Origin of the sequence: Epilithonimonas caeni DSM 17710, from assembly GCF_000426465.1 — a bacterium.
In the GTDB taxonomy this organism is placed as follows: Bacteria; Bacteroidota; Bacteroidia; order Flavobacteriales; family Weeksellaceae; genus Epilithonimonas; species Epilithonimonas caeni.
On the sequence record NZ_AUFK01000013.1, the window covers coordinates 453,123 to 473,398 of the forward strand.

General features: G+C 37.2%; 18 protein-coding genes. 11 read left to right on the top strand and 7 right to left on the bottom strand.

Translation table 11 applies throughout. The features are described from left to right. Window positions 1–236 precede the first annotated feature (236 nt). The 3 genes from K319_RS0107690 to hemA all read right to left on the bottom strand — a co-directional run bounded on the left by K319_RS0107690 (window position 237) and on the right by hemA (window position 3,238). A complete protein-coding gene (locus tag K319_RS0107690; RefSeq protein WP_027383130.1) occupies window positions 237–938 on the bottom strand; it encodes a uroporphyrinogen-III synthase in 702 nt (233 codons plus the stop codon). A gap of 133 nt (window positions 939–1,071) precedes the next feature. Then, window positions 1,072–1,980, bottom strand: a complete 909-nt coding sequence (gene hemC / locus K319_RS0107695) for a hydroxymethylbilane synthase (RefSeq protein WP_027383131.1) — start codon at window positions 1,978–1,980, stop codon at window positions 1,072–1,074. Further along, entirely contained in the window at window positions 1,949–3,238 is a 1,290-nt protein-coding gene (gene hemA, locus K319_RS0107700; RefSeq protein WP_027383132.1) for a glutamyl-tRNA reductase, read from the bottom strand. The genes hemC and hemA overlap by 32 nt, the downstream gene beginning before the upstream one ends. A 287-nt stretch (window positions 3,239–3,525) precedes the next feature. On the opposite strand from hemA, the gene K319_RS0107705 reads away from it, so the two are divergent. From K319_RS0107705 to rodA, 5 genes are all read left to right on the top strand, one after another. Further along, a complete protein-coding gene (locus K319_RS0107705) occupies window positions 3,526–4,551 on the top strand; it encodes a rod shape-determining protein (RefSeq protein ID WP_027383133.1) in 1,026 nt (341 codons plus the stop codon). Window positions 4,552–4,577: 26 nt separating this feature from the next. Then, complete coding sequence (mreC, locus tag K319_RS0107710; protein ID WP_027383134.1) at window positions 4,578–5,432, top strand: rod shape-determining protein MreC; 855 nt, start codon at window positions 4,578–4,580, stop codon at window positions 5,430–5,432. After that, window positions 5,422–5,928, top strand: coding sequence for a hypothetical protein (locus tag K319_RS0107715; protein ID WP_027383135.1), 507 nt, complete (start codon window positions 5,422–5,424; stop codon window positions 5,926–5,928). The genes mreC and K319_RS0107715 overlap by 11 nt, the downstream gene beginning before the upstream one ends. A gap of 87 nt (window positions 5,929–6,015) precedes the next feature. Continuing rightward, window positions 6,016–8,043 carry a peptidoglycan D,D-transpeptidase FtsI family protein gene (locus tag K319_RS0107720; RefSeq protein WP_027383136.1) on the top strand — a complete coding sequence of 676 codons (2,028 nt, stop codon included), beginning with the start codon at window positions 6,016–6,018 and terminating at the stop codon, window positions 8,041–8,043. Next, window positions 8,040–9,269: a rod shape-determining protein RodA gene (gene rodA / locus K319_RS0107725; RefSeq protein ID WP_027383137.1), complete on the top strand. Its 1,230-nt coding sequence runs from the start codon at window positions 8,040–8,042 to the stop codon at window positions 9,267–9,269. Before K319_RS0107720 ends, rodA begins: the two co-directional genes overlap by 4 nt. 67 nt (window positions 9,270–9,336) lie before the next feature. Here rodA and K319_RS0107730 read toward each other — a convergent pair whose 3' ends face one another. Together K319_RS0107730 and K319_RS0107740 are read right to left on the bottom strand one after the other, a co-directional pair. After that, window positions 9,337–10,716: an alpha-amylase family glycosyl hydrolase gene (locus K319_RS0107730; RefSeq protein ID WP_084403415.1), complete on the bottom strand. Its 1,380-nt coding sequence runs from the start codon at window positions 10,714–10,716 to the stop codon at window positions 9,337–9,339. A 263-nt stretch (window positions 10,717–10,979) separates the two neighbouring features. Then, complete coding sequence (locus tag K319_RS0107740) at window positions 10,980–12,602, bottom strand: ABC-F family ATP-binding cassette domain-containing protein (protein WP_027383140.1); 1,623 nt, start codon at window positions 12,600–12,602, stop codon at window positions 10,980–10,982. Window positions 12,603–12,760: 158 nt separating this feature from the next. On the opposite strand from K319_RS0107740, the gene smpB reads away from it, so the two are divergent. From smpB to K319_RS0107760, 3 genes are all read left to right on the top strand, one after another. Continuing rightward, a complete protein-coding gene (gene smpB / locus K319_RS0107745) occupies window positions 12,761–13,225 on the top strand; it encodes an SsrA-binding protein SmpB (protein WP_034671522.1) in 465 nt (154 codons plus the stop codon). A 67-nt stretch (window positions 13,226–13,292) separates the two neighbouring features. Then, window positions 13,293–14,786, top strand: coding sequence for an OmpA family protein (locus tag K319_RS0107750; RefSeq protein WP_027383142.1), 1,494 nt, complete (start codon window positions 13,293–13,295; stop codon window positions 14,784–14,786). A 103-nt stretch (window positions 14,787–14,889) separates the two neighbouring features. Then, window positions 14,890–15,630, top strand: a complete 741-nt coding sequence (locus tag K319_RS0107760; RefSeq protein WP_027383143.1) for a YebC/PmpR family DNA-binding transcriptional regulator — start codon at window positions 14,890–14,892, stop codon at window positions 15,628–15,630. A gap of 72 nt (window positions 15,631–15,702) precedes the next feature. Here the strand turns inward: K319_RS0107760 and rpmA are convergent, their stop codons facing one another. Then, on the bottom strand, window positions 15,703–15,960 hold the full coding sequence (gene rpmA, locus K319_RS0107765; RefSeq protein WP_027383144.1) for a 50S ribosomal protein L27: 258 nt from the start codon (window positions 15,958–15,960) through the stop codon (window positions 15,703–15,705). Window positions 15,961–15,988: 28 nt separating this feature from the next. Next, the gene (gene rplU, locus K319_RS0107770; protein ID WP_027383145.1) at window positions 15,989–16,384 is read right to left on the bottom strand and encodes a 50S ribosomal protein L21; all 396 of its coding nucleotides are present in this window, start codon (window positions 16,382–16,384) and stop codon (window positions 15,989–15,991) included. A 473-nt stretch (window positions 16,385–16,857) separates the two neighbouring features. Between rplU and K319_RS0107780 the strand changes: the two genes are divergently transcribed. The 3 genes from K319_RS0107780 to K319_RS0107790 all read left to right on the top strand — a co-directional run bounded on the left by K319_RS0107780 (window position 16,858) and on the right by K319_RS0107790 (window position 20,236). Then, entirely contained in the window at window positions 16,858–18,360 is a 1,503-nt protein-coding gene (locus tag K319_RS0107780) for a GH3 auxin-responsive promoter family protein (RefSeq protein ID WP_027383146.1), read from the top strand. Next, the gene (locus K319_RS0107785; RefSeq protein WP_027383147.1) at window positions 18,357–18,722 is read left to right on the top strand and encodes a hypothetical protein; all 366 of its coding nucleotides are present in this window, start codon (window positions 18,357–18,359) and stop codon (window positions 18,720–18,722) included. The genes K319_RS0107780 and K319_RS0107785 overlap by 4 nt, the downstream gene beginning before the upstream one ends. Before the next feature lie 278 nt (window positions 18,723–19,000). After that, window positions 19,001–20,236 carry an MFS transporter gene (locus tag K319_RS0107790; RefSeq protein WP_027383148.1) on the top strand — a complete coding sequence of 412 codons (1,236 nt, stop codon included), beginning with the start codon at window positions 19,001–19,003 and terminating at the stop codon, window positions 20,234–20,236. Window positions 20,237–20,276: the final 40 nt, after the last annotated feature.

Below are 20,276 nucleotides of genomic sequence, written 5' to 3' on the forward strand. Positions count from 1 at the left end.
CCTTTTCGAACTATTGCAAAATATTCAACAGTTCAGGTTTTATTTAAGCTGTTGCATATCATGCAACAAGTTGTAATAATCTAATATCAATAGGAATGGGCTTTAGCCCATTTTCTAAGTTCAATCTCTAATAGACTTTAGTCGAAATTTAAGTTTCGTCTAAAGTCTATTTTGTTTTTAATAATAACACCGGGCTGAAGCCCGACGCAATTGACAATATAATTCGTCGAAACTTTTTATTCTGAACTAAAATTAATCTTAACCAAATTCAATAAATCATCTAAAGTATTTTTCGAGCTAGTAATTATTTTGTTATTAGTTAGTTTTTCAATTTCCGAAGTCGTTGTTTTTCCAATCGAAAAAATCTTCATATTCTCCAAATTATTAAACTTTGCAAAACTACGAACTCCACTCGGACTGAAGAAAACTATCGCCTGATATTTCTCATCGATTTTTGGGTAGAGCAGATCGGTCTTATAAACAGGGATTTTTTTGTAAGAAATATTTTGTAAAGGTAATTTCTCATCCAGAATGTCAATCGCAATATCACCACAAAAATGCAGAAACTTTTCGTTCACAGAATTTTCCGTTACGAAATTTGAAAGCTCATTGGCATTCTTACAAAGTTTAAAAGTTCCGAAATGATGTTGCCTTAATTCCTTTTTTGTTTGTGAACCAACAACGTAGATTTTGTTATAGTTTTTTGGCTCGGTAAAATTTTCATTCGGAGAAAATCCGTTTTCAAAAAAAGCTTTCACACCATTCACACTTGTGAAAATCAGTGAGTTGTTTTTTAAACCGAAAGCTTTAGTTTTTATAAATTCCGTATTAATAACTTCAACAAAATCAACCGACACTTCGACTCCGCTCAGTGTGACAGTTCCTAATTTCTCAGAAACCTTTTCTCTGTCCAGTGATTTTGTAAAAAGGATTTTCATATTTATAAAGTCTTCGAGAGCCTCAGACTTACAATGGTAAAATTAAAATATTATTTTGTCATTTCGCAGGAATCTGAATTTAGCTGTCTAGATTCCTACGGAATGACAAACAGGACGTTTGAATCGAAAAAAATTATAAGCTTTTTCTGATTTCATCCATCAATTCTTTTCCTCCGTTTTTCAAAACTTCCAAAGCGATTTTTTCTCCAAAGTTTTCAGAGTTGTTCCAGTCAAAAATCTCATCAGTTTCGATGCAGTTTTTCCCGTCAAGAGAACAAAGTCTTCCGAGGAATCTGATTTGTCCGTCAAGCATTTCAGCTTTTGCACCAATCGGAGCTGTACAACCGCCTTCCAGAGTTTTCAGAAATTCTCTTTCTATCGTTACACATATTTCTGTTTCTTTATGAGAAATCGATTTTAGAGATTCGTTCAATTCTGCGTTATCAGACAGGCTTGCAATCGCAACAACACCTTGCGAAGGCGCTTGCAATAAGAACGGAATTTGTTCGTAATTAATATCCAGATCCATTCTTTTGATTCCAGCCAAAGAAAATATTGTGGCATCAGCGATTCCGTCATTCAGTTTTTTCAAACGGGTCTGAACATTTCCTCGGATATCCGTGAATTCAGTTTCAGGAAAATCTTTCAACCAAAACGCGCGTCTTCTCAAACTGCTGGTTGCGATTTTCAAAACGTTCAAGTCCAATGGTTCCGCATCATTATTTCTAACCAAAACATCTTCCGGGAAATCTCTTTCCAAAACCGCAGAAATCTGAATGTTTTCCGGCAACTGAGTCGGAACATCTTTCAGAGAATGAACGGCAATATCAATTTCCTTATTTAATAAAGCAATGTCCAAATCTTTTGTGAAAACTCCGGTAATTCCCAATGCATAAAGCGGTTGGTCAAGATTTTTGTCTCCGGAACTTACGATAGGAACAATCTCAGTTTCGAAACCAAGATTCTTTAACTTTGATTCAACTTCGTGCGCTTGCCAAAGTGCAAGTGGACTATTTCTTGTTCCTATTCTTATTTTGTTCATCGGATTCTTGTTTATGAATGTCCAGAATATCCTCCATTATTTTTGTGATTTCGTCTGCTCGAGATGGGTTTTCCAGAATATATTTAGCAAAACGGTTTGTGATTTTCTGCACCAGATTGTTAGATAATTCCATATCCTCGATTTTTGCGTAATGGAATTTCTTATGAATGTTGTGCATCTCGTTTTCTTCAATCTGTTTCAGAGAATTTTTGAACTGATTGATTTGAGGCGCCAATTTTCTTTTCTTTTCCCAATCTACAAATTCTTTAGCCATTTCCTTGATGATGCCTTCTGCTTTTGGAATTTCCTTCTTGCGCTGTTCCATCGTTGCTTTGATGGTTTGCGAAAGTTGGTCAACATCAATCAATGTGACATTTTCCCAATTCCCGATTTCTTTCTGAACATTATTTGGAATAGACAGATCGATGACCAGCATTTCTTTATCTTTAGGAAAATTGGATTCGTCAATAATAAATTTTTGAGCACCTGTTGCAACAATCAGCACATCGGTTTGCTTAAGTTCTTCCGGAAACAGATTGAAATCGATTTGCGGAATATTGTACTTATCAGCAATTTTTTCAGCTTTTTCAAAAGAGCGATTGGCAATTTTGATTTTCGGCTGATAGATATGTTTTACAAGGTTTTCAATTGTATTTTGTCCGATTTCTCCAACACCCAAAAGCAAAATGTTCTTCTCGTGAATGTGTCTTGTATTATTCAGTATGTAATGGACCGCCGCATAAGAGACCGAAGCGGAACCTGTACTGATCCCGGTTTCATTCTTAATTCTTTTCGAAATCTGGATCGATGAGTTAATCGCTCTTTCCAAATACGGATTAGAAAAATCTTTATATTTTTTGAATCGATGGTACGCGTTCTTGATTTGAGAAACAATCTCAAAATCACCGATAATCTGACTTTCCAAACCTGCCGCAACACGGAAAAGGTGGAAAAGTGCATCTTCTCTCTGCAGAACGTTCACATATTTTAAAAACTCTGAAAGAGAAACGCCGACGGTGTCACAATAAAGTTCTGCAATGTGAAGATAATTCTTCGTCGTAGAATAAATTTCGGTTCTGTTGCAAGTGGAAACCACAAAAGCATCGCCGTAATCCTGCTCATGGATTTGGTTGACAAAAGACTTGACATGGTCATCGAAGAACGCAAATTTTCCACGCGTTTCAGCATCGGCTTTTTCATAACTAATGCTTAGAACGGCGAAATCAGAAGTTTGATGAAATTTATTTTTTAGACTCATTTTCAGTTTGCAAATTTACAATTTTTAAAACTAAGACTGTTTCTGAATATCATTTTGGAAAATTGATAAAATCTATAAGTTTTCTGAAAATTATAAGTAGATTTCCAACAATATATTCCTCTTTTTGAAGTTTTAATATGATAGGTTTGTTTGAACCTGAATTTTGGAATTTTTAGTAATTATTCGATATGAAATTTTAAGGAAATTTTAACCAAAATATTTTTAATTCAATCTATAGAATAAGTCTAAATTCCTATCTTTGTCAACTTAACAATTATTGAACGGAAATGGGTATATTGGATATGTTTACGCAAGAGATTGCGATTGACTTGGGTACAGCGAATACGCTAATCATACATAACAACAAGATCGTTGTGGATCAGCCTTCTATCGTGGCGATAGAGCGCTCGTCCGGCAAACCGATTGCTGTTGGGGAACAGGCAAAACATATGCAAGGGAAGACCCATGAGGATATTAAAACAGTTCGCCCATTGAAGGATGGTGTGATTGCAGATTTCCACGCTTCCGAACATATGATCAAGGAATTTATCAAGCAAATCCCGGGCATCAAAGGAAAGCTTTTTCAACCCGCACTCAGAATTGTTATTTGTATCCCATCCGGAATTACCGAAGTTGAAAAAAGAGCGGTAAGAGATTCTGCTCAAAAAGTTAATGCAAAAGAGGTTCGTTTGATTTATGAACCAATGGCTGCTGCAATAGGAGTTGGTATTGATGTTCAGAAGCCGGAAGGTAATATGATTATCGACATAGGTGGTGGTACAACAGAGATTGCTGTAGTGGCGCTTGGCGGAATCGTTTGTGACAAATCTGTGAAAATTGCAGGTGATGTTTTCACCAATGATATTGCCTATTATCTTAGAACGCACCATAATTTATATATCGGGGAAAGAACGGCGGAGAGAATCAAATTAGAAGTCGGTTCTGCAGTTGAAGAATTGGATGTTCCGATTGATGATATTCCTGTACAGGGTCGTGATTTGATTACCGGGAAGCCAAAAGAGATTATGGTCAATTATAAAGAAATTGCCAAAGCTCTTGATAAATCAATCATCAGAATCGAGGATGCTGTGATGGAAACTCTTTCTTTGACACCTCCGGAATTGGCTGCGGATATCTATAAAACAGGTATCTATCTTGCTGGTGGTGGTGCTCTTTTGAGAGGTTTGGCAGACAGGCTTCACAGAAAAACCGGGCTTCCTGTTTTCGTGGCAGAAGACCCATTGAGAGCGGTTGTAAGAGGAACAGGGATTGCTCTTAAAAATATGGATAAATTCAATTTCCTTATCAAATAATTAATTTTTTTCGAGGTCTTTTTTAGATGGGTGCTTTGCTGAGATTTTTTTCCAAGAATGCATTATTTGTGTTCTTCGTCTTCCTGCAATTGGTTGCAATTGTACTGATATTCAGCAAAAATGCTATGCAGCAAAGTTTCCTGGCGGCAAAAACGGCGGCTTTCAACTCGTGGGTTTCCGGTTATATCGATGAAGGAACTTCCTATTTGAAATTAAAGCAGATCAATGAAGACCTTGTTGTTCAGAACAAAGCCTTGATGAAAGAACTTTATGGAAAAGAAAAACTAGATAAGCCTGTTTTCCGAAGAGTTTATGATACAATCGGTGGCGGACAGATTTATACGTTCGTTGATGGCGAAGTTGTTTACAATACTATAAACAGAAAAGATAATTATTTCACAATTAACAGGGGACGTCTGCAAGGCGTAAGTTCCAAAATGGGTGTGATCGCACCACGGGGAATTGCCGGAATCGTCATCAATACAACGGATAATTATTCTTTGGTTCAATCGGTTTTGAGTACCAATAAAATCAAGATCAGTGCTTCTCTTAAAAAGTCCGGTTATTTTGGAACGCTGTCTTGGAAAGGTGATGATTCCAGAACAATGACACTTTCTGATATTCCGAAATATGTTCCACTAAAAGTTGGTGATACTGTTGTAACAGATGGAAAATCTTCAATTTTCCCTGCAGGGATTTTGGTTGGAACTGTTGCCGGCTATCAGGTTGACAGCAAGACAGGATTCTGGGATGTTTCTGTGGAGCTTAGTGAAAAAATTGGGAGATTAAGTACGGTTTATGTTGTAAGAAATCTTAAAAAATCGGAGGTTCAGAAAATAGATGATACTTTAAAGGCTCAAATTAAAAAAGATGGTCAGTAGAAACATTGCATCAGACTTGCTTTTAATAGCAATACTTACAGCTTTTCAGGTTTTTATCCTGAACAGGATTGCTTTGTTTGGGCAATACATTCCTGTGCTTTATCCTGTATTTGTAATGTTCTATCCGTTTTTTCGAAATCAATTCCAATTTCTTGGATTGAGTTTTCTATTGGGATTATGTGTAGATGCATTTTTGGGAACTTGGGGAATCAATGCTTTTGCAACGACAGTTATTGCTTACTTTAGAACAATCATATTCAGAACTTCAACGGATACGACTACGGATTTCTTTTCTTTCCAGAGTATCCAATGGACTCAGTTCATATTTTTTATCATAACCAGTATTTTCATCCACCAATTTTTGGTACAATACATCGAGTTTTTTAAATTCGATAGATTTTTTGAAATTTTATTTAATGTAATAGTAACCAGTATAATCTCGTTTGTATTTATATTAGCCTATACATTAGCATTTAAAATAAAGCAAAAAGTCTGAAAACCGAAAAATGTGTATAAAAAAAACCAACCCTATTTTCTTTGACATTGAGGTTGCATATGTCCTCTAAAAAATAGAAAAACACATATGAAATCACAGTATCTCAAAATCATTCTCGCACTTTCCATCATTGCATTAATTTTTATTGCAAGGCTTTCCTATCTGCAACTGTTTACTGACAGATATGCACTTAATGCGGCCAATACCTCAATCAAAATCGAATATGTAATCCCACCAAGAGGTGTCATCTTTGACAGAAACGGGAAAATCCTTGTGGGGAATCAGCCAGCGTTTGAGATTTCATATACAGCGGCACTTCTTAAGCCAGATTTCGATACACTTGGTTTTTGTAAGTTATTGAATATTTCCAAACCTGATTTCATCAAAACGATGAAAAATATTGAGAAGGAAAAATATTATTCTAAACTTACGCCAATGACCTTTATGAAAAATCTGAGTCGTGAAGATATGGCGAGAATTCAGGAATTGATTTTCAAATATCCGGCATTTTCAATTGTTCCAAGACCTCAAAGACAATACGAAATTAATACTTCAGGAAATCTTTTAGGCTATACCAATCAGGTTAATGATAATGATATTAAGAAAGATTCTTTATATTATTTGCCTGGAGATATTGTTGGGAAAAGCGGGATAGAAAAAGCTTATGAAAAAGAGCTCAGAGGTGAAAAAGGAATGAAGTATATCCAAAAAGATATTCGCCAGAGAAGTATTGGTTCTTACAAAAACGGAGAGCTTGACAAAGAAGTTGTTACCGGAAAAGATTTGACTTTGACCATCGATTACGATTTGCAGAGAATGGCGGAGGAAATGTTGGTCAATAAACATGGTGCAATCGTTGCCCTTGATCCAAACAATGGAGAAATCCTGACAATGGCAACCGGTCCAGACATCGACCCGAATCTTTTTACAGGACCAAACAAATCCAGAAATCTTTACAAATTAGCGAACGATACAATCTACGAAAACAAGCCAACCTTTGACCGTTCTGTTCAGGCAGCTTATCCTCCAGGTTCAACATTCAAGTTGCTGACAGCTTTGGCAGCGATGGAAATGGGTGTGATGACGGATAAAACTATTTTTCCCTGTGGAAGAGGATTCTTTTATCGTGGGAAAAGTATAAAAGGTCACGGTGGAGCAGATCCGTTGATTCCTTCTATACAAGTTTCCAGTAACTGCTATTTTACATATGCTTATATAGCAATTATAAAAAAGTATCCGGGAAATCCTTCAAGAGGCGTGGACGAATGGAAGAAAATCATCAATAGTTTTGGCGTCGGTGAATTTCTTAATAATGACTTAGCTGTCGGTGCAAAAGGAAGAATTCCTTCCGGAGAATTCTATGAAAAAAGAATGAAATCCATTTATAAAGCGAGTGGCTCTAAACGGACAGATTATAAAAACTGGGACGAGATGCCGACTGGAGCTATATATAATGGTATGGGACAAGGCGATGTTCTTTTGACACCGATGCAAATGGCCAATTTCGTAGCTGCTATTGCAAACAAAGGCTGGTATTATACGCCTCACGTTGTCAAATCTATTGACGGAAAACCAAATCCCGACCCAAGATTCAAGAAAAAGCATATGACTTTGGTTCAGAACCCTCATTATTATAATGTTGTACTTCAAGGGATGGAAGCGGTAATGCTGAGAGGAACCGGGAGAAGTCTTATGTCAAAAGATTTTACGCAATTGGCCAAGACAGGAACAGCTCAGGTTCCGCAAGGAAAAGACAATTCAATTTTTGTTTTGATTGCACCGGCCGACAAGCCAAAGATTGTTGTAGCTGCGGTGATGGAACACGCTGGATTTGGAGCAACCTGGGCAGGGCCGGCTTGTACAACGATCGCTGAAAAATATATCACTGGAGAATTGAAAAGAGAACATCTTTACAAAAAAATGATTACTTCCAGCTTTATGCCAGAATATAAGCGACAGTACATTGCTGATATGAAGCGGAAGGGTTGGTACAAAGAACCGCCAAAAGATTCTGTTCAGCTTAAGAAAATTAAAGACAGCCTGAAGGCTATTCAAGATAAAAAATTAAAGAAAGACAGTTCAAAAGTTAAACCTCTAAAATCCAAAGTAAAATGAAGTGGGCAGAAGGGATTGATAAATTAGGAATGACGCTATATGTTCTGTTATGTGCCTTTGCAATTCTTAATATTTATAGTGTAAAGTCAGAGTTGGGACAAAAGCAGCTGATATTCTTCGGGATTTCCTGCTTCGTTGGGATGATCATCTTCTTTATGAGAACCAAGTTCTTCGAGAATATGTCAGCCATCATTTATGTGGGGGGAGTTTTGCTTTTAATTGGGTTATTTCCCTTCGGAACAGAAATTCTTGGACAGAAAAACTGGTACAAATTCGGAGGATTCACGATGCAGCCTGTGGAGTTTGCAAAGATCGGGACAGCTCTTATGCTGGCAAATTATGTTTCCAATCCGGATTTTAATCTCAAGAATAAGAAAGTACTGTATACATCTTTGGCCATTGTTGCGATTCCTGGAGTTGTCGTTCTAATGATCCCGGATGTCGGTTCATTATTGGTGTTTTTTGCTTTTTTAATGGCGCTTTATAGAGAGGGACTTTCTGGATGGTTGTTTGGTGTGATTTTTATTTTTGCAGCTGTTTTTCTCATTTCGATCGCAGTCGATCCGTTATATGTTGTGATTGCAATTCTCATCATTGCGGCTATTTTTGTGTTTTTCAACTTTTATACGATTCAAGGAAATGTCATGTATATTGTTGCGATTGTCCTCACGGTTGGGATTCTGAGTGCGTTGTCTTACGGGTCACCTTACATTCTGACCAAACTTCCAAAGCACCAGCGTGAAAGAGTTGAGGTTTTATACAAAGGAGAAAAAGCCTTCCGGGATACTTCAGGCTATAACTTGCTATATTCTAAAACGGCAATCGGTTCTGGCGGATTGAAAGGAAAAGGTTATAAGCAAGGTTCGGTAACGCAGGGTAAGTTCGTTCCAGAGCAGGAGACCGATTATATTTTTTGTACCGTTGGAGAAGAATGGGGGTTTCTTGGTAGCACGATCTTGATCCTCTGTTATGCGGTTTTCATTGGTCGGATCTACTATCTGTCAGAAAATCAAAAATCAACATTCAATCGGGTTTTTGGCTATTGTTTTGCATCTATTTTATTAATGCACTTTTCCATCAATCTTGGGATGGTAATGGGGCTTTTCCCGACTGTTGGGATTCCTTTGCCGTTTTTCAGTTACGGGGGAAGTTCGCTCTTGGCCTTCTCGATAATGACCTTTATTTTCTTCAAGCTGAATTATGCAGATAAAAATAGCCTCGTATAAAACGAAGCTGAGTTTTTATTATAATTAAAAATTTTAGTATTAAAAACAAATTTGCAGAATCTGCCTTTTAGTGATTTGAATACTTTACTAAAACCAAATACTCCCAAGGTTTCAGGTTGATAGTTGTCTTTTCAGAATTGATATTAAAAATTTTTCCGGTGAATAATTCTCGATATTGTCCGAAATAATATTTGGTATCAACGGAAGTTGGAAGGCTTTTATCCGAGAAATTGAAAATAGATAGGACTGAGTCGTCATTCTTTTCACGATAAAAAGATAAAACATCATTCATCTGATCATTGGTTACTCGAATCATTTCTCCGCCCCATTTCCCATTCCAAAGCGCTTGGTTTTTATGCTTCAGATCAAATAACTTCTGATACATTCCATAGAATTTGTGGTCTTTCCAAACGATTTCATCTTTCTCAAAAAACGCAAGACTTCTGTCCAGCCCAGCTTCTTGTCCACTGTAGACCAAGGGCATTCCGTTGGCTGTTCCGCAAAGTGCCATAGCTGTTTCCAATCCTTTCCCAAAATTAGAAAACTGATTGCCTTCCCAAGAGTTTTTATCGTGATTATCCGTGAATAACATTCGGTAAGAATCGTAAGGAAAACTTCCAACATCGTGTGCCATATATTCATATAACGCATTGGCACCTTTTCCGCCGGTTGTTGCGAGTTTCAGTTTGTCCCAAAGTGTCCAGGAGTAGGTCATATCAAACGATTTTCTGTAAAGGTCACGCGATTCCCATTCTGCCAGCATAAAGACTGGCTTGATCTGGTCAAGTTCCTCTCTTGCATTTTCCCAGAAATCAACCGGGATGAAACCGGCAACATCACATCTGTAACCATCGATATTGGCTTCTTTTACCCAATATTTCAGAGCACCGGTCATATATTCCCGGAAGTCAGGGTTGTTATAATCAAAATCAATGACATCATCCCAATCATACCAGGGGGTCGGCTGGAAATTACCCTCTCTGGATTTTGTGTACCAATCCGGATGTTCTTTGGCCAAAGGATTGTCCCAGGCGGAATGATTCCCCACCCAATCGATGATAACGTACATTCCCATTGTGTGGATTTTGTCAATTAAGTTTTTTAGATCCTGTAAGGTTCCGAAATCTGGATTCACACCTTTGAAATCTTTTACAGAATAATAACTTCCCAGTTTTCCTTTTCTGTGTTCTTCTCCAATCGGATGGATTGGCATCAACCAAAGAATATTGACACCCATTTTTTTGAGTCTCGGCAAATGTTTTTCAAACGCTTTGAAAGTGCCTTCTTTGGTATATTGTCGGATATTGACTTCATAGATCGTAGTATTTTTGCTCCATTCCGGATGTTTGAGCTGCACGTAAGGTTTTGGCTGATAACGGGAATCTTTGGTTTGTGATAATCCCAGAAACGGAATCAGCAGAATCAAAAGATATTTAAATGAATTCATAAGGCTTATATATTTCTCTAAAATTAGAAAAAAGACTAATTAAGTTATTGAATTATTTTTAATTCTTTTCGGATTAAAAAATATGAATGCCTGATTCCAAAACAAATAAGCCTTCCGACAAAACAAACAAGTCATCCGCCAAAATGAACAAGCCATCCGTCAAAACAAATAAAGCTCCCACCAAAATAAAAAGACAATTTCCAAACAAAAAAAAGCATTCCGAGTTTTTTCGAAATGCTTTTTTTAATTATTTTTTTAAAGAATTAAGAATACATCTGCTCTTGTAATTCTTTGATTTTTTTGTCCGATAGATATTCATCGTAAGTCATATCTCTGTCGATGATTCCTTTCGGCGTCAATTCGATGATACGGTTACAGACCGTTCCCAGCAATTCGTGGTCATGGGAAGACAACAGGATGTTTCCTTTGAAGTTGTTCAACGAGTTGTTCAATGTTGTAATACTTTCCAGGTCCAAGTGGTTGGTCGGTTCGTCCAAAAGAAGAACGTTGGCTTTCTGAAGCATCATTCTACTGAACATACAACGCATTTTCTCACCTCCGGAAAGAACTTTACAAGACTTAAGCGCTTCGTCCCCAGAGAAAAGCATTCTTCCCAGGAAACCTCTCATAAACTCTTCATGGCGCTCTTCATCATTCTTTGTGAATTGTCTCAACCAGTCTACCAAGTTAAGGTCATCTTGGAAGAAATCTGTGTTGTCCAAAGGCATATAAGATTGGTTGGTCGTAACCCCCCAGGCAATAGCACCTTTGTCAGCTTCTGCATTTCCGGAAAGAATTTGGAAAAACTCAGTAATTGCCAGTGAGTTTCTTGAAAGAACAGCAACTTTGTCTCCTTTTTTAAGGTTAAGGTCAACGTTTGAGAACAACAGTTCACCGTCTTTTGTTTTTTCAAGACCTTTTACATCTAGAATCTGGTCTCCAACTTCTCTTTCCACATCAAAAATGATTGCCGGATAACGACGGGAAGAAGGTTTGATATCGTCGATATTCAACTTGTCAATCATCTTCTTACGGGCAGTTGCCTGCTTAGCTTTCGCCACGTTGGAACTGAATCTCGCGATGAAATCCTGTAGTTCTTTCTTCTTGTCTTCCGCCTTTTTGTTAGCCTGGGCTCTTTGTCTCGTTGCTAATTGAGAAGCCTGGTACCAGAAAGAGTAGTTACCTGTATATAAGTTAAGTTTAGAATAATCCAAATCTCCGATGTGCGTACAAACTGTATCCAAGAAGTGACGGTCATGGGAAACTACGATAACCGTATTCTCATAATCTGCCAAGAAATCTTCCAGCCAAGCGATCGTTGCAATATCCAAATCATTGGTAGGCTCATCCAGGATCAGAACATCAGGATTACCAAACAAGGCCTGTGCGAGCAAAACTCTTACTTTGTCTTTGTTTTCTAGTTCACCCATCAATTGATAATGCATATCTTCTGTGATACCAACATTTGAAAGCAAAGTCTGCGCATCGGCCTCAGAATTCCATCCGCCCATTTCGTCATAGATAACACCCAATTCACCAGCTTTGATCCCGTCTTCATCGGAGAAATCTTCTTTGGCATAAAGCGCATCCATCTCTTCTTTGATATCGAAAAGTCTCTTGTTTCCTCTAAGAATGGTTTCTAAAACCGTGAAGTTGTCATAAGCAAAGTGGTCCTGCTCAAGAACGGACATTCTTTTGCCGTTCTCCAAAGATACATTTCCAGAAGTTGGTTCCTGTTTTCCGCTTAATATTTTGAGAAATGTAGATTTTCCGGCACCATTTGCACCGATGATCCCATAACAATTTCCTTTCGTGAATTTTATATTAACTTCGTCAAAGAGAACCCTCTTCCCGAACTGTAATGATAAATTAGATACTGTTAACATATAGTTTTGTAAATTTGTTGCAAAAATACGAAAATAAGTTGGGATAGTGAAGTGTCCGCAAATACTTATAATATGAAATCGCAATGGTCAAATCCGTAAATAATTATCATTAATTTAGACACATTTACGTTTGACCTTTGAAAAAGCTAAACTTCCAAATGAAAGTTAAAATAGAAAAATCTGTCAATATTCTTAATAAACGTGCCCGGTTCGAATATGAAATTCTGGATGAATATGAAGCCGGAATCGTATTAACCGGCACCGAAATAAAATCACTGCGTTCCTCCAAAGCATCCATCACAGAAAGCTTCTGTCAGTTCATTGATGATGAATTGTATGTTATTAATATGATGATAGATGAGTACAAATTAGGAACTTTTTATAACCATAAAACAAAAAGGGAACGGAAGTTGCTACTGCATAATTACGAATTGCAAAAACTTAAAAAAAAGTTAAAGGATGTTGGGAATACTATAATCCCATTAAAGCTTTATATCAATAATAATGGAAAAGCAAAATTGCTCATTTCTTTAGCCAGAGGGAAAAAACTCTATGATAAAAGAGAGGCAATAAAAGATAGAGAGAATAAAGTTAACATCCAGCGATTGTTAAAGAAAAACTAAAAAAACTTTGTTTATAAAGAAAAATTATATTTATTTTGCATTATCAATTATTTAATCATTTAATTCTATGAAAAATCTAAAATTAGGAATTTCAGCATTGGCGCTTACTGTGGCCTCTACTGTTTTCGCACAAACTACTTCCAACCCGTGGGTTATTGGAGTAGGTGCTCATGGAGTGAATCACGTTGCTCAGAGAGGTAATTTCAGCAATACATGGTCATTCAACAATTTTAAAGAGAACTTGTTTGGTGTTTCCAAATATTCAATTACACCACCACTTTCTAAATTGACAGTTGCAAGAAGCCTTAGCAAAGGTATCGTACTTGACTGGCAAACTACTGTGGGGAATGTTGAGAATAAGAGATTTGCTATGGACAAAGAATTTTTCCTTCAAACTGGTCTTGGGGTGCAGTTCAAAGCAGCTGGTCTTTTGTGGGATGAAGAATCTTGGTTCGACCCTTACTTGAGAGTTGGTGCTAACTACTTGAGACATGATTATACAGGATTGTCTTTCCCAGCAACTGATACTAAATCAGGAGAAGTTCAAGCTTCTTATAATGAAGATGGCGATCTAACTGGAAAAGCAAACCACTTTACAGTTAGTACAGGTGCTGGTATTAATCTATGGGTAACTAAAAACTTCGGTTTAGGTGTTCAGGGAGACTATGTTACTACTCCTGTTGACAAATCTAATGTTGCTAACTTCTGGCAAGCCTCAGCTTCATTATTGTTCAGATTCGGTAACACAGATAGAGATAAGGATGGAATCCCAGATAAGGAAGATGCTTGTCCTGATACGCCAGGTTTACCAGAATTCCAAGGATGTCCTGATACCGATGGTGATGGAGTTCCAGATAAAGATGATCAATGTCCAGATGTAGCAGGTCCAAAAGAAAACAATGGTTGTCCTTGGCCAGATACAGACGGTGATGGAGTATTAGACAAAGATGATGCTTGTGTTGACGTTCCTGGTCCAGCAGAAAACAAAGGTTGTCCTTGGCCAGATACAGACGGCGACGGAATCTTAGATAAAGATGATGCTTGTCCTACAGTTCCTGGACTTGCTAAATACAATGGTTGTCCTAAACCTAAAACAGAAACAGCTAAAGAATTAGAGCAAAGTTTTGGAGGTGTATTCTTCGATTTCAATAAAGCTACAATCAAAGCTGAGTCTAAAGGAGCTTTAGATGCTGCTGCTGAGTTAATTAAAAAAGACGGTGGTAACTATCTATTAGAAGGTAGAACAGATGCTAAAGGATCAGAAGCTTATAACTTGAAACTTTCTAGACAAAGAGCTGCTTCTGTAGTTGCTGCTTTAGATTCTAGAGGTGTAGATCCTAACGCTCTTAAATCTATTGGTGTTGGTAAGGCTAAAGCAACTGTTCCAGCTACGGCTTCAGATGCTGAAAGACAGGTAGACAGAAAAGTTGTTGTAACTGCTGTTGAAGATGCGGCTCAATGGAATGCTCTTAAGAAAAGAGACTACGAAGATCCAACTCCAGTAAAAGTTAAGAAAAAAGCTCCAGCTAAGAAAAAAGCTCCAGCTAAAAAGAAAAAATAATTTGAATAATTAATTTTCTAAATATAAATACCTCCAATTTTGTTGGAGGTATTTTTTTTGTTTTCAGTTTTCAGTACTTTTGTAATATAAAATAAAAACTGTAATGGGAAGAGCATTCGAATATAGAAAAGCTTCAAAGATGGCCAGATGGGATAAGATGGCCAAGACATTTTCAAAGATAGGAAAGGATATCGCTTTGGCGGTAAAAGCAGGCGGTCCTGATCCAGACTCCAATCCGGCGCTCAAAAGATGCATCCAAAATGCAAAAGGTGCCAATATGCCAAAAGATAATGTTGAAAGAGCAATCAAAAAGGCAAGTGGTGCAGATGCGGAAAACTATGAAGAAATCACCTACGAAGGATATGGACAAGGTGGAGTAGCTTTTTTTGTAGAATGTACAACAAACAACCCTACAAGAACTGTAGCCAATGTAAGAGCCATTTTCAATAAGTTTGATGGCAACCTTGGGAAGAATGGAGAATTGGCTTTTATATTCGATAGAAAAGGTATTTTCACAATTGATTTGACCCAAATCAAAATGGATTGGGATGACTTCGAAATGGAAATGATCGATGGCGGAGCAGAAGATGTAGAGAAAGATGATGAAGAAGTAATGATTACAACCGCTTTCGAAGATTTTGGCTCATTGTCTCATAAATTAGACGAGCTTGGAATTGAAGCTAAAAGCGCCGAATTACAAAGAATTCCGAACAATACCAAAGGGATGACAGAAGACCAATTTAAAGCTAACATGAAGATGTTGGAACGGTTCGAAGAAGACGATGATGTTCAGAATGTATTTCACAATATGGAGTTTACAGAAGAACAATTAGAATCGCTTTAAATTTCTAAGATATAAACAATAAAAAATCCCGACTGAAAAGTCGGGATTTTTTATTTTATAAAACGCTGTTGATTATGCGTTTGGTTCAACAGATACAAAAGACCTGTTGTTTGCTTTCTTTCTGAAAACTACTTTACCGTCAACCAATGCAAACAAAGTATGATCTTTACCGATGCCAACATTTTCACCTGGGTGATGTTGAGTACCTCTTTGTCTGATAATGATGTTTCCAGCAATAGCGTCCTGACCTCCGAAAATCTTAACACCTAATCTTTTAGAGTGAGATTCTCTACCGTTTTTGGAACTACCAACTCCTTTCTTGTGTGCCATTTTATTTTAAGCTTTTTTGGATTAAAAATTATTCAGCAGATTCGCTGGTTTCTGTTACTTCAGCTTTAGCAGCTTTCTTAGGAGCGGCTTTTTTAGCTTCTTTTTTCGCACCGTCAAAACCAGTGATAGAAACAATCTGGATTTGAGTTAATTGTTGTCTGTGACCATTTTTCTTAGCATAACCTTTTCTTCTTTTCTTTTTGAAAACGATTACTTTGTCAGCTTGAACGTGGTCAAGAATTTCTACTTCTACGGCGATACCGTTTACAGCCGGGGCACCTACAGTTACTGCGCCGTTTACAGTAAGAAGAACTTTATCAAAAGAAACTTTCGCTCCTTTATCTCCTTTCAAACGGTTCACAAACAACTTTTGGTTTTGCTCAACTTTGTATTGAAGCCCTGCTATTTCTACAATTGCAAACATTGTTTATAGATTTTTATAATTATTCGAGGTGCAAAAGTAAGAATAATCTATAGGAAATACAAATATAAAATCAAATATTTTACATTCAACTCATTACAGTTCATTTGGGCAGCTTGATCAGCCTGTAGTTTATCCTGAGCTTGTCGAAGGGCTCCCAATCTTTTTTGCAGAAAGTTTCCAGATAAAATAGAATTTGAGAACAAGCAAAAAAGGATTTCCGCTCAAGTCGGGCTGCATATCCAACATGAAATATAAACTTTCAACACAAAAAACGCTTCTGTCATTCCTTAGAAAATCAACGATGTGGTTTTAAAAAGAGGATTCTATTATCATAGTCTTTCTTTGTTAAGTTTTACGGCCTTTGCGTCCTTAAAAATAACTAAAAACCCTTGCGAACTTTGCGTTTAAAAAATATGCATATACACAACTTTTACACAAGAAAACTCTAAATTTGACAATTGAAAATTTCATCAATGCTAAATTTCATCAAGAAAAATATTGCGCTCATCTGGGCCAAACAACATATCACAAAATCCAAGAGTTTTAAAAGCAATGCTGTTCAAGATCAGCTGGAACTACTTTTGGATGTGGTAAAGACAGCTGAGAAAACATTATTCGGGAGAGAACATCAATTTGAATCCATAAAATCGATTGAAGATTTCCAAAAAAATGTTCCTGTTTCGGATTACGAAGATTTGAAACCATATATTGAAAAAGTAAAAAAAGGACAATCCAAAATCCTTTGGCCAGACTTGCCGGAATATTTCGCCAAAACTTCAGGAACAACTTCGGGCTCAAAATACATTCCGATTTCCAAAGAAGCAATGCCTTTTCAAGTTGCAGCCGCACAAAGCGCCATTTTCCATTACATCGGGAAAAAAAACAATGCGGATTTCGTTGGTGGTAAGATGATCTTCCTGCAGGGTTCTCCGGAATTGGAAGAAGTTAATGGAATAAAAACCGGAAGATTATCAGGAATCGTCGCACATCATATCCCGAATTATCTCCAAAAAAGCAGGCTGCCAAGCTGGGAAACCAATTGCATCGAAGATTGGGAAACCAAAGTCGATAAAATCGTAGAAGAAACAGAGACCGAAAATATGACTTTGATTTCCGGGATTCCACCCTGGCTAATCATGTATTTTGAAAAATTGATTGACCGACATGGGAAAAAAATAACAGAAATCTTTCCAAATCTTCAACTCATTATTACGGGCGGTGTCAACTACGAACCTTATCGGGACAAGATGAACGAATTGCTGGGAAAACCTGTTGATATTGTTCAGACTTTTCCGGCTTCAGAAGGTTTTTTTGCATTTCAGGATGATTACCAAAAAGATGGATTATTGCTTTTGACCAATCACGGGATTTTCTACGAATTCATTCCATTAGAACAATATGGAAAACCAAATGCAGAAAGATTAACACTGAAAGATATCGAACTTAATAAAGATTATGCCTTGATTCTGACCACCAATTCCGGACTTTGGGCTTACTCGATTGGGGATGTTGTAAGATTTATTGATAAAGATCCGTACAGAATTTTGGTTTCCGGAAGAACAAAACATTTCACTTCTGCTTTTGGCGAGCACGTGATTGCATTCGAAGTGGAAGAAGCTTTGAAAGCAACGGTAGAGAAATTTCCGGCTCAGATTACAGAATTCCATCTCGCGCCACAAGTGAATCCAGCGGATGGTTTGCCTTATCACGAATGGTTCATCGAGTTTGAAAAGGAACCGGAAAATTTTGATGCTTTCAAATCCGAATTGGATTTGCAACTACGAAAAAGGAATACTTATTATGACGACTTGATTTCCGGAAATATTCTTCAACCTTTGATAATTACAAAACTGAAGAAAAATGCTTTTCATGATTATGCAAAGTCTGAAGGCAAATTGGGTGGACAAAATAAGATTCCAAGGCTTGCAAATGATAGAAAAATTGCATTATATTTGGAAAAACTAAATTTACAATGAGAACTTTCTCTTTTATTATTGCTTTATTTCTACTATTGCAATCGTGTACGACAACCATCTACAGGAATAGTGTGAACAAGGACGATTTTTCAGCAATTCAGGCTGGGAAAAAATATACTTTTTACGAAAACGGCAAACCTAAATATAAAGCCAGAGTTTCAGCTGTGGAAGAAAATAAAATTGTGGGAATTGCTAATAATCAAGAAGTGAACATTGCGAAAAATGATATCAGAGTGATCAAGAAAAATAATCCTGGCGGAACTACAGCCATAGTTGTAGGTTCGGCTGCTGGTATGACGGCGTTTGTTGCATTGATCATTTCGTTGGTTAATAACAGCTCTCCCGATTATTACTATTACTAAGAAACTAAAAATATTAGAATTTGGAAATGTCAATTGATGTTGCCGAATCTCTACCGACGGACAAAATCCATAGCCCCGATGACTCTCTATTTTGTACTTTTAAATATAGAATCGTCGAAATTTTGTTTTTGTAGTGGAAATCCTTTTGCTTTTCTTTGATATAAGGAAAGGCAAAAGATTGCAACGGATAGCGGAATTAAGCTCCTAAAAAATATCTTTTCTGAATAATTTGCTGAAAAATCGAATGCCGGTTGGAAGCTATCAGCTATTTTTGCATAATGGTTTCATTCACACCGCTTCGGGTTTTAAAAAATATAGAGTTCAGACATCTTCTTACAGGGAGATTTTTCCTTATCATCGCATTCCGAATGCTCGCAACCTTGCTTGGCTGGTGGGTTTATCAATTGACGAAAGACCCTTTTTCAATTGGATTAATTGGACTTTCTGAGGTAATTCCTGCAGTTTCCTGTGCGCTTTATGCTGGTCATATCATTGATATGAATGAAAAGAAAAAGCTCTTACTCATTTGTAATTATGCTTATGTAGTTTTGATAAGTCTGCTTTTGATTCCAGCTTTTCTAGGTCACAGGATGCATTTTACGGGACATGAGATTACTTACTTTATTTATGGTGTGATTTTCTTTACGGGGATTTGCCGTTCGTTTCTTGGACCGCTTGTTCCAAGTATGATTCCGAGGATTGTGAAGCAGGAAAATCTTCCCTACGCAGTGACACTGAATCAGGCGACGTTCTTGATAGCTTCAGTTTCTGGTCACGCATTGGGAGGTTTTCTAATTGCAATGATTACGATAAAATGGACTTTGGTAGTGATTGTCTGCAGTATGACAATTGCTTCGCTGTTTTTCTGGACCATCAACAAACAGCCGTCTGAAAATAAAAATAAAGATGTAAAAGTCTTCGAAAGTATGAAAGAAGGCCTGGCATACATCTATAAAACCAAGGAAATTCTTGGGGCACAAATGCTGGATATGTTTGCGGTACTTTTCGGAGGTGCGGTGGCGATGATTCCGGTTTTTGCGAGTGATATTCTGAGGGTTGGTTCCGAAGGTTTTGGTCTTCTGAATGCGGCATCTGATATTGGTTCGATGCTTATTATCATTACACTTTCCTTGGTCCCGCTTAGAAAGAATCAGGGAAAGATTCTATTGTTTGTGGCTTCCGGATTTGGTCTTTGTATTATAGGATTTGGTTTGTCAAAGCTCTATTGGTTATCTTTTGCATTCTTAGTTTTGAGCGGAATGTTGGACGGCATCAGTGTTGTGATTCGTGGAACGATTGTACAGTTGAAAACACCGGAAGAAATCCGTGGAAGGGTTCTGAGCGTGAATTCTATTTTTATAATGTCAAGTAATGAGTTGGGACAGTTTGAAAGTGGATTGACTGCCAAATTAATGGGCGTTGTACGTTCCGTAGTTTTTGGGGGAACAATGACTGTTTTGACGGCGTTGTTTATCGGAGCGACTTCTAAGAAGCTGAGGAAGATGGAATATTAATATCCCCGAAATATTTCAAAATAAAAAAGGAAGCAAATTT